Source organism: Brevundimonas sp. (genome assembly GCF_051858995.1).
Lineage (GTDB): Bacteria > Pseudomonadota > Alphaproteobacteria > Caulobacterales > Caulobacteraceae > Brevundimonas.
In genome coordinates, this window is sequence record NZ_JBHYGN010000014.1 from 1 (window position 1) to 14,281 (window position 14,281).

Annotated in this window: 19 protein-coding genes and 1 tRNA gene; 17 read left to right on the forward strand and 3 right to left on the reverse strand. The window is 66.8% G+C overall.

Features of this window, described 5'->3' with window-relative positions; genetic code table 11:
• The first annotated feature begins 488 nt into the window (after positions 1-488).
• From ACTIEF_RS15970 to rplA, 8 genes are all read left to right on the forward strand, one after another.
• Positions 489-620, forward strand: a complete 132-nt coding sequence (locus ACTIEF_RS15970) for a hypothetical protein (RefSeq protein ID WP_439473125.1) — start codon at positions 489-491, stop codon at positions 618-620.
• Positions 621-715: 95 nt separating this feature from the next.
• Complete coding sequence (locus tag ACTIEF_RS15975; protein ID WP_439473126.1) at positions 716-2,050, forward strand: hemolysin family protein; 1,335 nt, start codon at positions 716-718, stop codon at positions 2,048-2,050.
• 121 nt (positions 2,051-2,171) lie between these two features.
• A tRNA-Trp gene (locus tag ACTIEF_RS15980) sits at positions 2,172-2,247 on the forward strand.
• A 73-nt stretch (positions 2,248-2,320) separates the two neighbouring features.
• On the forward strand, positions 2,321-2,611 hold the full coding sequence (secE, locus tag ACTIEF_RS15985; protein WP_439473127.1) for a preprotein translocase subunit SecE: 291 nt from the start codon (positions 2,321-2,323) through the stop codon (positions 2,609-2,611).
• 16 nt (positions 2,612-2,627) lie between these two features.
• Entirely contained in the window at positions 2,628-3,197 is a 570-nt protein-coding gene (gene nusG / locus ACTIEF_RS15990) for a transcription termination/antitermination protein NusG (RefSeq protein WP_376863757.1), read from the forward strand.
• Between the two features lie 172 nt (positions 3,198-3,369).
• Positions 3,370-3,645, forward strand: coding sequence for a DUF6289 family protein (locus tag ACTIEF_RS15995; RefSeq protein ID WP_439473128.1), 276 nt, complete (start codon positions 3,370-3,372; stop codon positions 3,643-3,645).
• A gap of 186 nt (positions 3,646-3,831) precedes the next feature.
• Entirely contained in the window at positions 3,832-4,263 is a 432-nt protein-coding gene (rplK, locus tag ACTIEF_RS16000) for a 50S ribosomal protein L11 (RefSeq protein ID WP_439473129.1), read from the forward strand.
• A gap of 4 nt (positions 4,264-4,267) precedes the next feature.
• Positions 4,268-4,957, forward strand: a complete 690-nt coding sequence (gene rplA / locus ACTIEF_RS16005) for a 50S ribosomal protein L1 (RefSeq protein ID WP_439473130.1) — start codon at positions 4,268-4,270, stop codon at positions 4,955-4,957.
• 141 nt (positions 4,958-5,098) lie between these two features.
• On the opposite strand, the gene ACTIEF_RS16010 is transcribed toward rplA, so the two are convergent.
• Entirely contained in the window at positions 5,099-5,593 is a 495-nt protein-coding gene (locus tag ACTIEF_RS16010) for a nuclear transport factor 2 family protein (RefSeq protein WP_439473280.1), read from the reverse strand.
• Between the two features lie 17 nt (positions 5,594-5,610).
• A complete protein-coding gene (locus ACTIEF_RS16015; protein ID WP_439473131.1) occupies positions 5,611-6,219 on the reverse strand; it encodes an NAD(P)-dependent oxidoreductase in 609 nt (202 codons plus the stop codon).
• Between the two features lie 57 nt (positions 6,220-6,276).
• On the opposite strand from ACTIEF_RS16015, the gene ACTIEF_RS16020 reads away from it, so the two are divergent.
• The 6 genes from ACTIEF_RS16020 to ACTIEF_RS16045 all read left to right on the forward strand — a co-directional run bounded on the left by ACTIEF_RS16020 (position 6,277) and on the right by ACTIEF_RS16045 (position 10,159).
• Positions 6,277-6,693, forward strand: coding sequence for a winged helix-turn-helix transcriptional regulator (locus ACTIEF_RS16020; RefSeq protein WP_439473132.1), 417 nt, complete (start codon positions 6,277-6,279; stop codon positions 6,691-6,693).
• A 106-nt stretch (positions 6,694-6,799) separates the two neighbouring features.
• On the forward strand, positions 6,800-7,303 hold the full coding sequence (locus ACTIEF_RS16025; protein WP_439473133.1) for a DUF2059 domain-containing protein: 504 nt from the start codon (positions 6,800-6,802) through the stop codon (positions 7,301-7,303).
• Positions 7,304-7,402: 99 nt separating this feature from the next.
• Positions 7,403-8,047 carry a DUF47 domain-containing protein gene (locus ACTIEF_RS16030; RefSeq protein ID WP_439473134.1) on the forward strand — a complete coding sequence of 215 codons (645 nt, stop codon included), beginning with the start codon at positions 7,403-7,405 and terminating at the stop codon, positions 8,045-8,047.
• Positions 8,048-8,059: 12 nt separating this feature from the next.
• Positions 8,060-9,061 (forward strand): inorganic phosphate transporter, encoded by a 1,002-nt coding sequence (locus ACTIEF_RS16035; protein ID WP_439473135.1) that lies wholly within the window; start codon positions 8,060-8,062, stop codon positions 9,059-9,061.
• On the forward strand, positions 9,061-9,495 hold the full coding sequence (locus ACTIEF_RS16040; RefSeq protein WP_439473136.1) for an NUDIX hydrolase: 435 nt from the start codon (positions 9,061-9,063) through the stop codon (positions 9,493-9,495). Before ACTIEF_RS16035 ends, ACTIEF_RS16040 begins: the two co-directional genes overlap by 1 nt.
• A gap of 55 nt (positions 9,496-9,550) precedes the next feature.
• Complete coding sequence (locus ACTIEF_RS16045) at positions 9,551-10,159, forward strand: DUF2059 domain-containing protein (protein WP_439473137.1); 609 nt, start codon at positions 9,551-9,553, stop codon at positions 10,157-10,159.
• A 3-nt stretch (positions 10,160-10,162) separates the two neighbouring features.
• Here ACTIEF_RS16045 and ACTIEF_RS16050 read toward each other — a convergent pair whose 3' ends face one another.
• Entirely contained in the window at positions 10,163-10,633 is a 471-nt protein-coding gene (locus ACTIEF_RS16050; protein WP_439473138.1) for a DUF1203 domain-containing protein, read from the reverse strand.
• An 85-nt stretch (positions 10,634-10,718) separates the two neighbouring features.
• Between ACTIEF_RS16050 and ACTIEF_RS16055 the strand changes: the two genes are divergently transcribed.
• From ACTIEF_RS16055 to ACTIEF_RS16065, 3 genes are all read left to right on the forward strand, one after another.
• Positions 10,719-12,521 carry a M3 family oligoendopeptidase gene (locus ACTIEF_RS16055; protein ID WP_439473139.1) on the forward strand — a complete coding sequence of 601 codons (1,803 nt, stop codon included), beginning with the start codon at positions 10,719-10,721 and terminating at the stop codon, positions 12,519-12,521.
• Positions 12,522-12,558: 37 nt separating this feature from the next.
• A complete protein-coding gene (locus ACTIEF_RS16060; protein ID WP_439473140.1) occupies positions 12,559-13,929 on the forward strand; it encodes a serine hydrolase domain-containing protein in 1,371 nt (456 codons plus the stop codon).
• Positions 13,930-14,015: 86 nt separating this feature from the next.
• Positions 14,016-14,258 (forward strand): aa3-type cytochrome c oxidase subunit IV, encoded by a 243-nt coding sequence (locus ACTIEF_RS16065; RefSeq protein ID WP_439473141.1) that lies wholly within the window; start codon positions 14,016-14,018, stop codon positions 14,256-14,258.
• Positions 14,259-14,281 lie beyond the last annotated feature (23 nt).

Genomic DNA, 14,281 nt, shown 5'->3' on the forward strand with positions numbered 1-14,281 from the left:
CGAGACCGCCAAGCACCAAAGACAGAGACGGCCCCCGGAGCGATCCGGGGGCCGTCTTCTTTTGGGCGGGTCTGTGGGTTCATCACACCGGACACAACGATGGCACAACGGACACGACGGCTCCGGGCTGGTCCTGACGCCTGACGGTGGATGACGATCTGATGGATCGCTGCGCGATCAGGGCTCGGCGACGCGCGAAGCGCCTTTATCATGAGGCTATTCGGACTGAAGGGCGCTGCGCACCGGCCCCGTCGTGTTCGTTGTGCCATCGTTGTGATCGTATGAACCACCACTCCGACGCGCCGTGGGCAGAGCGGCGTCAGGGCGCTGGTCGGCACGGAGCGCCGAGGGGACGGGAAGGGGCGATCTAAATTCCCCCTTGAGGAGACCTCGTGCGGTTAACCGCGCAACCCGGAGGGGCGCGGCGTTGCGGGAACCCGAATCCCTGGGCCTTGTTTGGTCAAGGTTGTTAGGGCTTTGTTAACCGCATGCGTCGCGCGATCCACATAGGTCTGTTCATCGGCACCCTGATCGGGATGTGCGCCTGCGCCGCGATCCCGGCCGACAACAGCGACGGGCGCGGGGCTTACGGATCAATCGACGTCGGCCGTCGGGGCTGATCCTTCCGGAAAAACGTGGCGGTTTGGGCGAAACGCCCCTATCATGGCTTTTGCGGACGCCGTTTGTCGCGCCGCGCTGGTCCTCCTCCCCCTAGATGTTAGCCATCGCCATCGTCGTCGTTCTGCTCCTCGTGGTGCTCAACGGCGTCTTCGCCATGACCGAACTCGCGGTCGTCTCTTCTCGCAAATCGAAGCTCCAGAGCCGGGCGGAGAGGGGGGATCGGGGTGCTCGCGCGGCCCTGAAACTGGCTGAGGAGCCGACCCACTTCCTGTCCGCCGTCCAGGTGGGCATCACCCTGATCGGGATTCTGGCGGGCGCCTATGGCCAGGCCGCCATCGCCGGCGAACTGAATCACATTCTGGAAGCGACCTTCCCGGCGGTTGCCCGCTGGTCCGAAGCGATCGCCACCGGCATCGTCGTCGTGCTGATCACCTATGTCTCGCTGATCGTCGGCGAACTGGTGCCCAAGCGGATCGCCCTGATCTTCCCCGAAGCGGTGGCGTCCAAGATGGCCGCCCCGATCTCGAGCCTGGCGCTGGTGTTGAAGCCGTTCGTGCTGCTGCTGACCCTGTCGACCTCCGGCATCCTGAAGGCGCTGGGCATCAAGGATCGCGACGGCTCGGACGTGACCCAGGAAGAGGTGGAGACGATGATCGCCGAGGGCACCTCGGCCGGTCTGATCGAGCCTGAAGAACAGACGATGATCGAGGAAATCCTGACGCTGGGCGACCGTCCGATCCGGGTGGCCATGACCCCGCGGCACGAGGTCTTCTGGATCGCCCTGGACGACACCGACAAGCAGATCCGCGAGGAAATCCGCACCTGCCCCTATTCGCGGATCGTGGTCGCCAAGGAGAACGACGTCGATAACCCGCTGGGCGTGGTCCACAAGAAGGACCTGCTGGACAGCCTGCTGACCAACGGCAAGTTCGACGTCGAATCGCTGGTGCAGACCCCGGCCTTCATCCCGCAGTCGACCTCGGTGCTGAAGGCGCTGGAGATCCTGAAGGCGTCCAAGGTCCACATGGCCTTTCTGGTCGACGAGTTCGGCGCCTTCGAGGGCGTGGTCACGGCCACCGACCTGCTGGAGATGATCGCCGGCGACTTCGATGAGAGCCACGACGAATCGGAAGGCTATATCCGCCAGCGCGAAGACGGCAGCTGGCTGGTGGACGGCCAGACCGACCTCGAGGAGCTGTCCGACGAGCTGGGCGAGGACTTCGGCCAGACCGAGGGTTTCCACACCGTGGCGGGGCTGGTGCTGCACCAGCTGTCGCGCGTCCCGGACGAGGGCGAGGTGCTGCAACTGGGGCGTTTCGAGGTCGAGGTGATCGACATGGACGACCGCCGCATCGACAAACTGCTGTTCCGTCAGGTGGTGGCGAAGGATGACGAAGCCCAGGCTGTCGCCTCCCATCTGGAGGAATAACGACAGGTTCCGGCGTCGATATGGTCACACAAACCGTAACGGCGCTTGAAAACCCCGTCGGGGTCGGGCATAGCCCCGCGTCTGGCGAAGGCGAGTCCCTCAGCGGACGGCTTTCTGCTCCAGGAGTTTAGCTCAGCTGGTAGAGCACCGGTCTCCAAAACCGGGGGTCGTGGGTTCGAGTCCCCCAACTCCTGCCATTTTCCCCCTGTCGCAACCGGATGGGACTTCCCATCTGGTTGCGACAGGTTTGATTGTTTGAAGAGACGCCGCATGGCCAAGGCCAAGACTCCTTCGGGACGCCGCCCCCAGACCGCGCAACCGGCCATCGCCGGCAGCGCCGTCGCGGCTGACGCCCCGGCCCCGAAGAAGCGCACGTCGATCCCCCAGTTCGCCGGTCAGGTCCGCGCCGAAGCGCGCAAGATCGTCTGGCCGAGCTGGAAGGAGACCTGGATCACCTCGGTGATGGTCTTCATCATGGTGGTGATCGCGACCGTCTTCTTCGCCATCGTCGACTTCGGCCTGACGCGCCTGTCCCAGGTCGTCCTCGCGATCGGCCAGTAAGAGAGACCGACTTCCAATGACCGACGTCGCCAAGCCCGCCAACCCGCGCCACAAGTGGTACATCGTCCACGCCTACTCGAACTTCGAGAAGAAGGTGGCCGAGCAACTGCGCGAGCAGGCCAAGCAGCAGGGGCTGGAGGACAATTTCTCCGAGATTCTGGTCCCGACCGAAGAGGTCGTTGAGGTCCGTCGCGGCCGCAAGGTGAACTCGGAACGCAAATTCTTCCCGGGCTATGTCCTGGTGAAGATGGAGATGACCGACAACGCCTATCACCTGGTCAAGAACACGCCGAAGGTGACCGGCTTCCTGGGCGCCGCGGGCGGCACCAAGCCGCTGCCGGTCTCGGAGCGTGAGGTCCAGCAGATCGTCGGCCAGGTGGAAGAAGGCGTTGAGCGTCCGAAGCCGACCATCCGCTTCGACATCGGCGAAACCGTCAAGGTCATCGACGGCCCGTTCGCCAGCTTCGACGGCCAGGTCGAGAGCGTCGACGAGGAACACGCCCGCCTGCGCGTGGCCGTGTCGATCTTCGGCCGTCCGACCCCGGTGGATCTGGAATACAATCAGGTCGAGAAGGTCGCGGCGTAAGCTTCGATCCGATCCATGGTTTTCGCAGCGGCGGCCTTCGGGCCGCCGTTTTGCTTTGTATCCACAGCATTGCGTCGCGAGAGCGTGCTTATTTTGGCTACCTTGGGTTGATAGCTGGCCCGGGCTTGCTCTTACTTCCTCTGCAGCCATCTGGGCTGCGGGGAGACTGAACATGCTGAAGAAAATGGCCTTGGCTTTGACCTTGGCGGTGGCAGCCGTCGCTGCGACCGCTGCGGTGGCCTTGCCCCGGGATATGACCATCATCGAGTACTATAGCGACGCCACTCACCAGGAGCCGGTGGGCATCTGGGTCGAGAACTGCTCGGGCCGCCGCGCCAGCGAGGGCGTGGTTACGGCCTATACGGAGACGTATCGGCACCGCTGTTACAACGGTATCGACTACGACCTGCCGAACTGGGTGTGGGATCGCTGGCCCGGCATCGGCTGATCGACCGGATTGGGCGCGGCGGCTCTTCGGGGCCGCCGTTTGCTTTTGCAGGGGCTCTCCGCTATATGCGCGCCTCGCTCTGAACAGGGCGGCGCAAGCAATTGCGTAAATCCGTGGGAGGCAGCCATGCCCTACCACGGCTCACCGGTCCCGATTGAGTTCGGGATCACCGTTTAGGAGAGACCAATGGCCAAGAAGATTCTCGGCTACATCAAGCTGCAGGTGCCCGCGGGCTCCGCCACGCCTTCGCCCCCGATCGGGCCGGCTCTGGGTCAACGCGGCGTCAACATCATGGGCTTCTGCAAGGAGTTCAATGCTCGGACCGAGAAGGAAGCCAAGGGCACCCCGCTTCCGACCGTCATCACCGTCTACCAGGACAAGTCGTTCACCTTCATCACCAAGACGCCGCCGGCGACCTGGTACCTGAAGCAGGCCACCGGCCTGAAGTCGGGCGCCAAGCTGGTCGGCCGTGAAGTCGCCGGCAAGATCAAGCAGTCGCAACTGCGCGAGATCGCCGAGAAGAAGATGAAGGATCTTAACGCCAACGATCTCGACGCCGCGGCGAAGATCATCGAAGGCTCGGCCCGCGCGATGGGCCTCGAAGTGGTGGAGGGCTAAGCACATGGCCAAGCTGACCAAAGCTCAAAAAGCCCGCACCGGCGTCACCGAAGACCTGATCCCGTTCACCGACGCGATCAAGCTGGTCAAGGACAACGCCAAGGCCAAGTTCGACGAGTCGATCGAAATCGCCGTCAACCTGGGCGTCGATCCGCGTCACGCCGACCAGCAGGTCCGTGGCGTCGTCAACCTGCCGTCGGGCACCGGCCGTGACGTTCGCGTCGCCGTCTTCGCCAAGGACGCCAAGGCTGATGAAGCCCGCGCCGCCGGCGCTGAATACGTCGGCGCCGAGGATCTGTACGAGCAGATCAACGGCGGTCTGATGGACTTCGACCGCGTGATCGCGTCGCCGGACATGATGGCCCTCGTCGGCCGTCTGGGTAAGGTGCTGGGCCCGCGCGGCCTGATGCCGAACCCGAAGGTCGGCACCGTGACCCCGAACGTCGCCCAGGCCGTCAAGGACGCCAAGGGCGGCGCGGTCGAGTTCCGCGTCGAGAAGGCCGGTATCGCCCACGGCGGCATCGGCAAGGCCTCGTTCACCCAGGAAGCCCTGGAAGCCAACGTGAAGGCTTTCGTGGACGCTCTGGTCCGTTCGAAGCCGTCGGGCGCCAAGGGCACCTACGTCAAGAAGATCAGCCTGTCGTCGACGATGGGCCCGGGCTTCAAGATCGACCCGGCTTCGTTGGGCGCCTGATAGGCTCCAAGCGCTGATACAAGGAAAGCCCCGGAAGAGCGATCTTCCGGGGCTTTTTCTGTTTAGCCTATCGCCCTTCGGGCTACTTGAGGCCCGGTCTTTGGCCTCCCGCCTGTCGGCGACTTGAGGCCGAGGGGCAGGTCAGTCCGCCTTGTCGCCTTCGAACATGGTGTTGCCGTTGGCGGTCGTGGCCGGGACCTCCTGGATGACGTCGAAATGCTCGACGATCTTGCCGGCCTCGACGCGGAAGATGTCCACGATGGCGCGGCCGGGATCGTCCGGCGTTTCTTGCGAGTGCAGGTGCAGGACGACCAGATCGCCGTCGACGATGACGCGGTGGATGGTGACGCGCGACTGCGGGTTTTCGCGGAAGAAGCCCTCGAAATAGCCGTAGAAGGCCTCCGCACCGTTCGGAACGTGCGGATTGTGCTGGATGTAGCGGTCGCCGATGTAGAGGCGCGCGGCCTCTGTCGGGCGATGCTGGTTGAAGGCCAGTTCGTAGAAGGCGGTGACGATCCGGGCGTTCTCCGCCTCGGTCGCGGTGCGGCTGCCAGACGCCGCCGGGGGCGGAGTCTGGGCCGAGGCGGGGAGGGGAGACACCGCCAGCGTCAGGGCCGCGAGCGCGGCGGTGAGCATGATCTTCACGGAAGGCCTCAATAGGCGGCGGTGAAGCGGGCGCGGCTGTGCTTCGGCTGCTCCAGCTCGTCGACCATGGCGATGGCGTAGTCGGCGAAGCTGATCTTGCTGTCGCCATTGGCGTCCGTGACCAACTGGTCGCCGCCTGTGCGGTAGCGGCCCAGACGCGGACCTGCCTCGATGAAGGCGGCGGGCGAGAAGAAGGTCCAGTCCACGTCCGCGACGCCGCGCAAGGTGTCGAGGGCGACGATGCCGCCAAGGGCGAATTGCTTCCACTCCTCGGGGAACTCGGGCGTGTCGATGACCCGGACGCCAGGCGCGGCTTCCAAGCTGGCCGCGCCGCCGGTGATCAGCAGGCGCGGCACGCCCGCCTCGCGCACGGCGGTCAGCAGGGTCTCCATGGGGATGTCGAAATGCAGGGCGCTGATGACCGCGTCGGCGCCCGTCAGCAGCGGCGCCAAGGCCGCGGCGTCCGAGGCGTCGCCGGCGATCGGGGTGACCCCTTCGGCGGTGGGGATGGCCTCGGGCTTGCGGGCGACGGCGGTGACGGCGTGGCCGCGCGCGGCGGCTTCCTTGGTGATTTCCGAGCCGGCGCGGCCGCTGGCGCCCAGTACGACGATCTTCATGGGAGGGGAGCCCTTCGTGGTTTCCAATGGAGACCAAGTGCGATATGGAAATCGGTCATGCAAGAAGGCACTGAAACCTCATCTGGTCACCCGCGGGAAACCGCCCCCACGTTTGAGCGGGGCGACGTCTACGCCGCCGAATGCCCGACGCGGCAACTGCTGGACCGCATCGCGGACAAGTGGACGACCCTGCTGCTGACCACGCTGGATGGCGGTGAAATGCGCTTCAACGCCCTGAAGCGACGGATCGAGGGGGTGTCGCAGAAGATGCTGAGCCAGACCCTTCGCCAGATGGAGAGGGACGGGCTGGTGCTGCGACACGTCGAGGCGACGGTGCCCGTCAGCGTGACCTATGAGATCACGCCGCTGGGCCGGACGCTGGTGGCGGCCCTGACGCCGATGATCGACTGGGCCGAGACCCGGATGGGCGACGTCGAGGCCGCGCGCCGCGCCTACGACGCCCGCGTGGTCTGAACCACAGGTCCGCGCAAATCGCGCCTCGCTGTCCGCGTGCAGAGCGATTCCATTTGCGGGTGAGGGATCGCCCGGTGATCATGATCGCCTCCGAGGGGGGAGCATCATGCGGGTTTTCGTTCTTTTCGCCGTCCTGTTCGCGGTGTGCGCCGGTCCGGCCCTGGCTCAGGATGCGCCTGACGCCGGGCGGCAGCGTCAACTGGATCTCGCGGGCCGCTATCTGGAACTGACCCAGGGCGCGGACACGATGAAGGTCGTGCGCGAGCAGATCGAGAACAGCTACGGCGAGATGGAGATGCCCGCCGACCAGCGGGCCTGGCTGACCGACCAGATGACCTCGATGTTCCAGGATGTGCTGGAGGTCGCCATCGCCGAGGTGCGGGACGATGTGGCGGACAGCTTCACCACGACCGAGTTGGAAGCCGCCGTGGCCTTCTATGAGACCCCCATGGGCCGCTCGATCGCCCGCAAGGAGATCCAGATGAGCCTCGCCATGCAGGAAGCGATGATGCCTGCCCTGATGACCCGGGTGGAGAGCATGGGCGAGAAATTCTGCCAGCGCTTCGACTGCGGCGAGGCGGGCGAGGCGGCGGCCAAGTCGGGCTGGTGAAGTTTGTGACGAATTATCCGCCCCCTGAGGATTGACGCCGGGCGCGCCGCGAAGGAGAGAGCGCGCAATATCGCGACCGCGATCTCGGGAGAGTCTTCGATGCTGGGCTGGTTTCAGGCGCTGCTGCCCAAGGAAGAGAATTTCTTCCGACTGTTCGACGCCCATGCGCTGACCCTGATCCAAGGCGCCGAGGCGCTTCGCAAGGTGCTGGACGGCGGCGACGAGGTGCCGCGCTGGTGCCAGCGGATCGTCGACCACGAGCATGAGGCCGACGCCGTGGCCCGCGAGGTGCTCTTCGCGGTGCGCCGCAGCTTCATCACTCCGTTCGATCGTTCCGACATCCGCGGCCTGACCAACTCTCTGGATGACTCGATCGACCAGATGCAGAAGACCGCCAAGGTCATCACCCTGTACGAGATGCGCGAGTTCGCCCCGCACATGCGTCAGCTGGGCGATGTGGCGGTCGAGTCCGCGATCCTGACGGTCGAGGCGGTCAGCCTGCTGCCCGCCATGCGTCGCAACAGCGGCCGTCTGAACGAGTTGACCGAGAAGATCGCCCGGCTGGAGAGCGACAGCGACGCCCTGTACGACGCGGGCATGAAGGCGCTGTACGAACAGAACAAGGCAGGGAACGCCATGGCCTTCATCACCGGCGCGGAAGTCTACGACCACCTGGAGAAGGTGGTGGATCGCTTCGAGGACGTGGCCAACCGGATCAACGGCGTTCTGGTCGAACACCTGTAAGGAGCGGCCCTGATGGACCACGCTCTGCTGATCCTGATTTTCCTGATCGCCGTCGCCCTGCTGTTCGACTTCCTGAACGGCCTGCACGACGCGGCCAATTCCATCGCCACCATCGTCGCCACCCGCGTGTTGCCGCCGGTGTTCGCGGTCGGCTGGGCGGCCTTCTTCAACTTTATCGCCTTCCTGTTCTTCGGCCTGCACGTGGCCAACACGATCGGGAAGGGGATCATCGATCCCGCGGTGATCTCGGATCAGGTGATCTTCGGCGCCCTGATGGGGGCGATCAGCTGGAACGTCATCACATGGCTGGGCGGCATCCCGTCCTCCAGTTCGCACGCCCTGGTCGGTGGCCTGCTGGGCGCGGGCGTGGCCAAGGCCGGCGCCGGGGCCATCGTCTTCGCGGGCGTCAGCAAGACCGTGGCGGCCATCTTCCTGTCGCCCGCCGTCGGCTTCGCCCTGGCCCTGATCCTGGTGTTCGTGGTGTCCTGGGCCTTCGTGAAGGCCAATCCGTCGTTCGCGGACAAGGTCTTCCGCAAGCTGCAGTTCGTCTCGGCCTCGGCCTATTCGCTGGGCCACGGGGGCAATGACGCGCAGAAGACCATGGGCATCATCGCGGTGCTCCTGCTGTCGCGCGCCCCCGCGGGGACCGAGTTCCACGTGCCCTTCTGGGTGGTCATCACCTGTCAGGCGGCGATCGCCCTGGGCACCCTGTTCGGGGGCTGGCGCATCGTGCACACCATGGGCTCGCGGATCACCCGCCTGACGCCCCAGCAGGGCTTCTGCGCCGAAACGGGCGGGGCGATCACCCTGTTCGCCGCGACCGGTCTGGGCATCCCGGTATCGACCACCCACACCATCACCGGCGCCATCGTAGGCGTGGGCGCGGCGCGCCGGGCCAGCGCGGTGCGCTGGGGCGTGGCCCGCAGCATCGTGACCGCCTGGTTCATCACCATGCCTGCGGCGGCCGCCATTGGCGCGGCCTTCTTCTGGCTGGGCGGCTTCTTCCTGACCTGATGGCCAGCGACGCGATCCGGACCGAGCGCGCCGAGCGGCGTCAGGTGGCGGCGCTGCCCTGGCGGCGCGGCGCCGACGGGCTGGAAATCATGCTGGTGACCTCGCGCGAGACGCGCCGCTGGGTCGTGCCCAAGGGGGGGCGCATGCCGGGCAAGACCGACGCCGAGGCCGCCGCCATCGAGGCGGTGGAGGAGGCGGGCGTGCAGGGCCACGTCGGCGAAGAGCCGCTGGGCACCTTTCGCTATCTGAAGGTGCTGAAGCGCCGTGCCGCGCGCTGGTGCGTGGTGTCGGTCTATCCGCTGGAGGTCTTCATCCAGCATGGGGCCTGGAAGGAGCAGGAGGAGCGCCGGCGGATGTGGATGTCGGTCGAACAGGCCGCCGCCTGCGTCGGCGAGCCCGATCTGGCCGAGATTATCCGGAACTTTCGCGGGTAGCTGATTGTATCCCCGGCCTTCTCGCGGAAGAATGGCGCAAACGGGGGGCACCATCATGCGTTTCATTTCGGCCTGCGCCGCGGCCCTTATGGCCGTCACCAGCCTGACGGCCTCACCGGCTCTGGCCCAGCAGCGGGGGGAGCAGGTTCAGGTTCGTCTGCCGCAGTCGGCCGCTCCTTCTGCGCGCCAGCTGGCGCTGAGCCGCCGCTATCTCGACCTGATGATGACCGACCAGTTCGAGGGCGTGATCCATCAGATGCTCGGCGAACAGATGGCCGCGGATCAGGCCATGCAGGACATCCCGGAGGAGGATCGACGCTTCCTGATCAGCCTGACGACCGAGCTGACGACCGACATGGTCCCGCTGATGATCACCGAGATGGTCACGGTCTACGCCGCGACCTTCACCGAGGAAGAGCTGCAGGCCCTGGTCGACTTCTTCGATACGCCGATGGGACGGTCCATCGCCGAGAAGAATGTGCTGGTGATGCCGGAGGCGAACCGCGCCGTCATGACCGTTGTCCCGCAGATGCTGGAGAAGATGGCCAGCCGGATGTGCCAGCACTACGGCTGCACGCCCGCGGAGCTGCAGGAGCTGCGTCGCAGCATGCGGGAGGAAGCGGGCATGGAGACCGGCGCCCCGCCAGCGCCGCGCAGCAAGTAGGGCTCAGGACCGCCGGGCCTCGGCCATGAAGCAGCCCCGGCGGGCGGTGTGGATCTGCACCCGCGCCAACGCCGGATGGGCGAGCCAGAGCTCTAGCAGGCCGGCCAGATCGGCGCCCTTGACCACATCGGCGTCCGTCATCATTCCGGCGGCGTCATAGGCCCGGGCGGACAGCAGGCGGCGCGCCAGCATGTCCGGCACGGCGTCGGGCGCCGGAGCGGCCTCCACGGCGGCCTCACGCACAAAGATGGGGCCTGCCGAGCGATAGGGGCTGGTCGGGACGTCCAGATGCCGGTGATTGAGCAGGATCAGGGCCTCGCCCGGCGCGGCGTCGATCAGGCTGACCCGGCAGGGGGCGCTGTGCGGGGCGTCGGCGACCATGCGGCGCGCGCCCAGAGCCTCCAGAGCGGCGTCATCCAGCGCAAACAGCGGGCGGAACGGGGCCAGGGGCAGGGGATGGATGCGGAAGGTCATGGGGTGATGCTGTGACCTTGTCGCGCGGGCGTCTGGCGGGTTTCGGCTGTTGCGCGGACGCGCCCGCATCCCCACAACGGAGGGTATGAACGCCCCCTTCAAGACCCCCGCCGATCCGCTGGACGCCCCGCTGTGGGACCTGTCCGATCTCTACGCCTCGCGTGAGGACGCCCGTATCGAGGCTGATCTGGAGCGCGCCGGCGCCCTGGTCGGCGAGCTGAACGGCCTGCGGGGACAGCTGTCGGCGGCGCAGGGCGATCCGGCGGTGCTGGGCCAGCGGCTGGATCGGGCGATCACCCTGTATGAGCAGGCGTCGGACCTGCTGGGCGCGCTGGGCGCCTATGTCTTCCTCGCCGCCTCGACCAACCGCAACGACGCGGGCGCGCAGGGCTTCGAGGCGACGGTGCGCGAAAAGCTGACCGCCATCGCCACCCCGACCATCTGGGTCACGCTGGAGATCAACCAGCTGGAGGACACCGCCGTCGAGGCCGCGCTGAAGGCCCATCCCGCCGCTGCGCGCTGGTCGCCCTGGTTGCGCCGGACGCGGGCGATGAAGCCGCATGAGCTGTCGCAGGAGCTCGAAACCTTCCTGGCCGAGCGCGGTCCGATCAGCGCCCAGTGGCCGCGGCTGTTCGACGAGACGCTGGCGGCGCTGAAGGTGAAGGCGGGCAAGGACGGACTGACGCTGGCCGAGGCGCTGAACCGACTGTCGGACCCGAAGGGCGCGCGTCGCAAGGCCGCCGCCGAGGGGCTGGACGAGGCGCTGGGCGCCAAGGCCTCGATCATGGCGCTGGTGCTGAACACCGTGGCCGCCGACAAGGCGCTGGAAGACAAGTGGCGGGGCTTCAAACGGCCCGCCGACAGCCGCCACCTCTCGAACGAGGTGGACGGCGAATCCGTGGACGCCATGGCCGAGGCCGTGACCGCCGCCTATCCGGTGCTTTCGCACCGCTACTATGCCCTGAAGGCCAGGGTGCTGGGCAAGCCGAAGCTGGACCAGTGGGATCGCAATGCGCCGCTGGAGACCACGGCCCCGCGGGGCTGGGACTGGGCCCAGGCCAAGGAACTGGTGCTGGAGAGCTTCAGCGATCTGGGTGGCGACTTCGCCGAACGGGCGCAGGGCTTCTTCGACAAGCCGTGGATCGACGGCAAGGCGCGGCCGGGCAAGCAGTCGGGCGCCTACGCCCACCCGGTGACCTCGGACCGCCACCCCTATGTCTTCCTGAACTGGATGGGCGAGCGGCGCGATGTGCTGACGCTGGCGCACGAGCTGGGCCATGGGGTGCACCAGACGCTGGCGGCGGGGCAGGGCAGCCTGCTGGCCGATACGCCGCTGACGCTGGCCGAGACGGCTTCGATCTTCGCCGAGGGCCTGACCTTCGACCGTCTGCTGAAGACCGCCCCGGAGGCCGAGAAGCGCGGCCTGCTGGCCGGGCGGATCGAGGACGGGCTGAACACCGTGGTGCGCCAGATCGCCTTCCACCGCTTCGAGACCCGTTTCCACGACGAGCGGGCCAGGGGCGAGGTTCCCGTCGAGCGGATCGGTGAGATCTGGCTGGAGGAGATGGGCGGCTCGCTGGGCCCGGCCATCACCCTGAACCCGGGCTATGAGCACTGGTGGAGCTATGTCAGCCACTTCGTCCACTCGCCCTTCTACGTCTACGCCTACGCCTTCGGCGACCTGCTGGTGGCGGCGCTGATGGAGACGCGGGCGAAGGACCCGGACGGCTTCACGCCCCTGTATCGCCGACTGCTCGCGGGCGGCGGGTCCAAGGGCTATGTCGAGGCCTTGGCGCCGTTCGGGCTGAACCCGCGCGACCCGGCCTTCTGGACCATCGGCACCAAGCGTCTGGAACGGCTGATCGATCAGTTCGAGACCATGGTCTGAGTTGACCCGACGGCGGGGGCGGGCGACCGTCCCGGCCATGCGTATCCTGATCCTCGCGGCTGCCGCCCTCCTCGCCCTGCCCTCGGCCGCCCAGACGCCGACGCCCGCGCCCTCGGCGAGCGTCCGCGCCATGGCGGCGGGGTACAAGGCGCTGACGGTGTGTAGTGCATTGAAGACGGCTCAGGAGGCTGGGGGAACGCGGACGCTGGAAAGCGTCGAGGCCAACGAACTGGTCGGCATCTATCCGGAGCTGGACGGGCTGGTGCGCGAGATGCCGGTGGAGATTGGCCGGGATGGGGTCTCGGTCGCCTGGGACCAGGCCATGCCGCCGCGCATCGCCGCCTACACCCGCTCATGGGGCTGCCGGATCCTGCCCGTGGGCGCGACCGGATCGCGCCGACAGATCATGCCCTACGGTGGCCGTGTCCCCGAACAGCCTCTGCAGGCGGCGGAGCCCCGTGGAGACACGGTGCGTCTGGAGGAGGCGGTCAACGGCGCCTTTGGCGGTGAGTTCGGCGAGGGGGTGAACACCACGGCGGTGGTCGTGCTCCAGGGCGGTCGGATGGTCGCGGAGCGCTACGCCGAGGGCTTTGGCCCGGACACCCCGCAGCGGACCTGGTCGGTGGCGAAGAGTCTGGCCGGCACGATCGTCGGGGCCGCGGTCCAGCGTGGCGAAGTCGATGTGAATGCGCCGGCCGATATCCTCGACTGGGCGGCCTCGACCGGTCTGGGCGGCCAGGACCTTGGCGAGCGCGACCCTCGGGCGGCGATCACGCTGGACCAACTGCTGCGGATGTCGTCCGGCCTGACCAGCGACACGTCGGGGAATCGGACAGACGCCATCTATTTCGGCGGCGTGGGGGTGGATGAGCAGGTCACGAACTGGCCCCTGATCGCCCGGCCCGGATCGCGCTTCCGCTACGCCAACAACGACATTCTGCTGGCCATGCTGGCGATGGATCGGACCTTCTACGCCCATCCTCCCGCGGAGTTGTTCCGGCGTCTGGGGATGACCGATACAGTCGCGGAAGTCGACTGGCGGATGAACTACGTCCTCTCCAGCCAGGTCTGGAGCACCGCCCACGACCTTGCTCGCTTCGGCCAGCTCTACGCAAACGACGGCGTCTGGAACGGCGAGCGCATCCTGCCGGAGAACTGGCTGGAATATGTCTCCACGCCGTCGGGCCCGCAGCCCAATGGCGAGCAGGGCTATGGCGCGACCTTCTGGCTAATGAACCGGTCGGAAGGCGTTCCGGCCGACACCATCTCGGCCAACGGCAACCGAGGCCAGTACGTCATCATCGTGCCCAGCCGGAACATCGTCATCGTCCGCCGGGGCGAGGACCCGACGGGCAAGCGGTTCGATCCCATCGCCTTCACCCGCGACGTGCTGGCGGCCCTGGACTGAGCTGAAATGGCGCGCCCCGCTTGAGCCTGAGCGCGGCCCCGCTATAAGGGCGGCGAACGTTTATTCCCGAATCCGGATCCGACCCCATGGCCGACCCTCACGCCCACGACGACTATGTTCGCGGCTCGATGGAAATCAGCGAGCAGAAGTCGACCTACGATCTGTTCATGGCGCTGTCGAAATACGGTTCGCTGGCCATCGTGGCCCTGCTGACCTTCTTGACTATCGGCTTCATGTACGACGGCAGCCTGCTGGTCGGCTTTGGCGCGGCGATCGTCCTGCTGGTCGCGGGCGTCTTCTTCCTGCGCTCGCCGAAGAAGGCCCACTGAGGCCCGGCCGCGAGAGCGGCGGA

Bases quoted from the DNA above. Each gene is read 5' to 3' on its own strand.
- ACTIEF_RS16045 (WP_439473137.1), top strand. From the start codon at position 9,551: ATGCGTTTCATTTCGGCCTGCGCCGCGGCCCTTATGGCCGTCACCAGC.
- ACTIEF_RS16025 (WP_439473133.1), top strand. From the start codon at position 6,800: ATGCGGGTTTTCGTTCTTTTCGCCGTCCTGTTCGCGGTGTGCGCCGGT.
- secE (WP_439473127.1), top strand. From the start codon at position 2,321: ATGGCCAAGGCCAAGACTCCTTCGGGACGCCGCCCCCAGACCGCGCAA.
- ACTIEF_RS16040 (WP_439473136.1), top strand. From the start codon at position 9,061: ATGGCCAGCGACGCGATCCGGACCGAGCGCGCCGAGCGGCGTCAGGTG.
- rplK (WP_439473129.1), top strand. From the start codon at position 3,832: ATGGCCAAGAAGATTCTCGGCTACATCAAGCTGCAGGTGCCCGCGGGC.
- rplA (WP_439473130.1), top strand. From the start codon at position 4,268: ATGGCCAAGCTGACCAAAGCTCAAAAAGCCCGCACCGGCGTCACCGAA.
- ACTIEF_RS16015 (WP_439473131.1), bottom strand. From the start codon at position 6,219: ATGAAGATCGTCGTACTGGGCGCCAGCGGCCGCGCCGGCTCGGAAATC.
- nusG (WP_376863757.1), top strand. From the start codon at position 2,628: ATGACCGACGTCGCCAAGCCCGCCAACCCGCGCCACAAGTGGTACATC.
- ACTIEF_RS15970 (WP_439473125.1), top strand. From the start codon at position 489: ATGCGTCGCGCGATCCACATAGGTCTGTTCATCGGCACCCTGATCGGG.
- ACTIEF_RS16035 (WP_439473135.1), top strand. From the start codon at position 8,060: ATGGACCACGCTCTGCTGATCCTGATTTTCCTGATCGCCGTCGCCCTG.
- ACTIEF_RS16065 (WP_439473141.1), top strand. From the start codon at position 14,016: ATGGCCGACCCTCACGCCCACGACGACTATGTTCGCGGCTCGATGGAA.
- ACTIEF_RS15975 (WP_439473126.1), top strand. From the start codon at position 716: ATGTTAGCCATCGCCATCGTCGTCGTTCTGCTCCTCGTGGTGCTCAAC.
- ACTIEF_RS16050 (WP_439473138.1), bottom strand. From the start codon at position 10,633: ATGACCTTCCGCATCCATCCCCTGCCCCTGGCCCCGTTCCGCCCGCTG.
- ACTIEF_RS16020 (WP_439473132.1), top strand. From the start codon at position 6,277: ATGCAAGAAGGCACTGAAACCTCATCTGGTCACCCGCGGGAAACCGCC.
- ACTIEF_RS15995 (WP_439473128.1), top strand. From the start codon at position 3,370: ATGCTGAAGAAAATGGCCTTGGCTTTGACCTTGGCGGTGGCAGCCGTC.
- ACTIEF_RS16055 (WP_439473139.1), top strand. From the start codon at position 10,719: ATGAACGCCCCCTTCAAGACCCCCGCCGATCCGCTGGACGCCCCGCTG.
- ACTIEF_RS16010 (WP_439473280.1), bottom strand. From the start codon at position 5,593: ATGCTCACCGCCGCGCTCGCGGCCCTGACGCTGGCGGTGTCTCCCCTC.
- ACTIEF_RS16060 (WP_439473140.1), top strand. From the start codon at position 12,559: ATGCGTATCCTGATCCTCGCGGCTGCCGCCCTCCTCGCCCTGCCCTCG.
- ACTIEF_RS16030 (WP_439473134.1), top strand. From the start codon at position 7,403: ATGCTGGGCTGGTTTCAGGCGCTGCTGCCCAAGGAAGAGAATTTCTTC.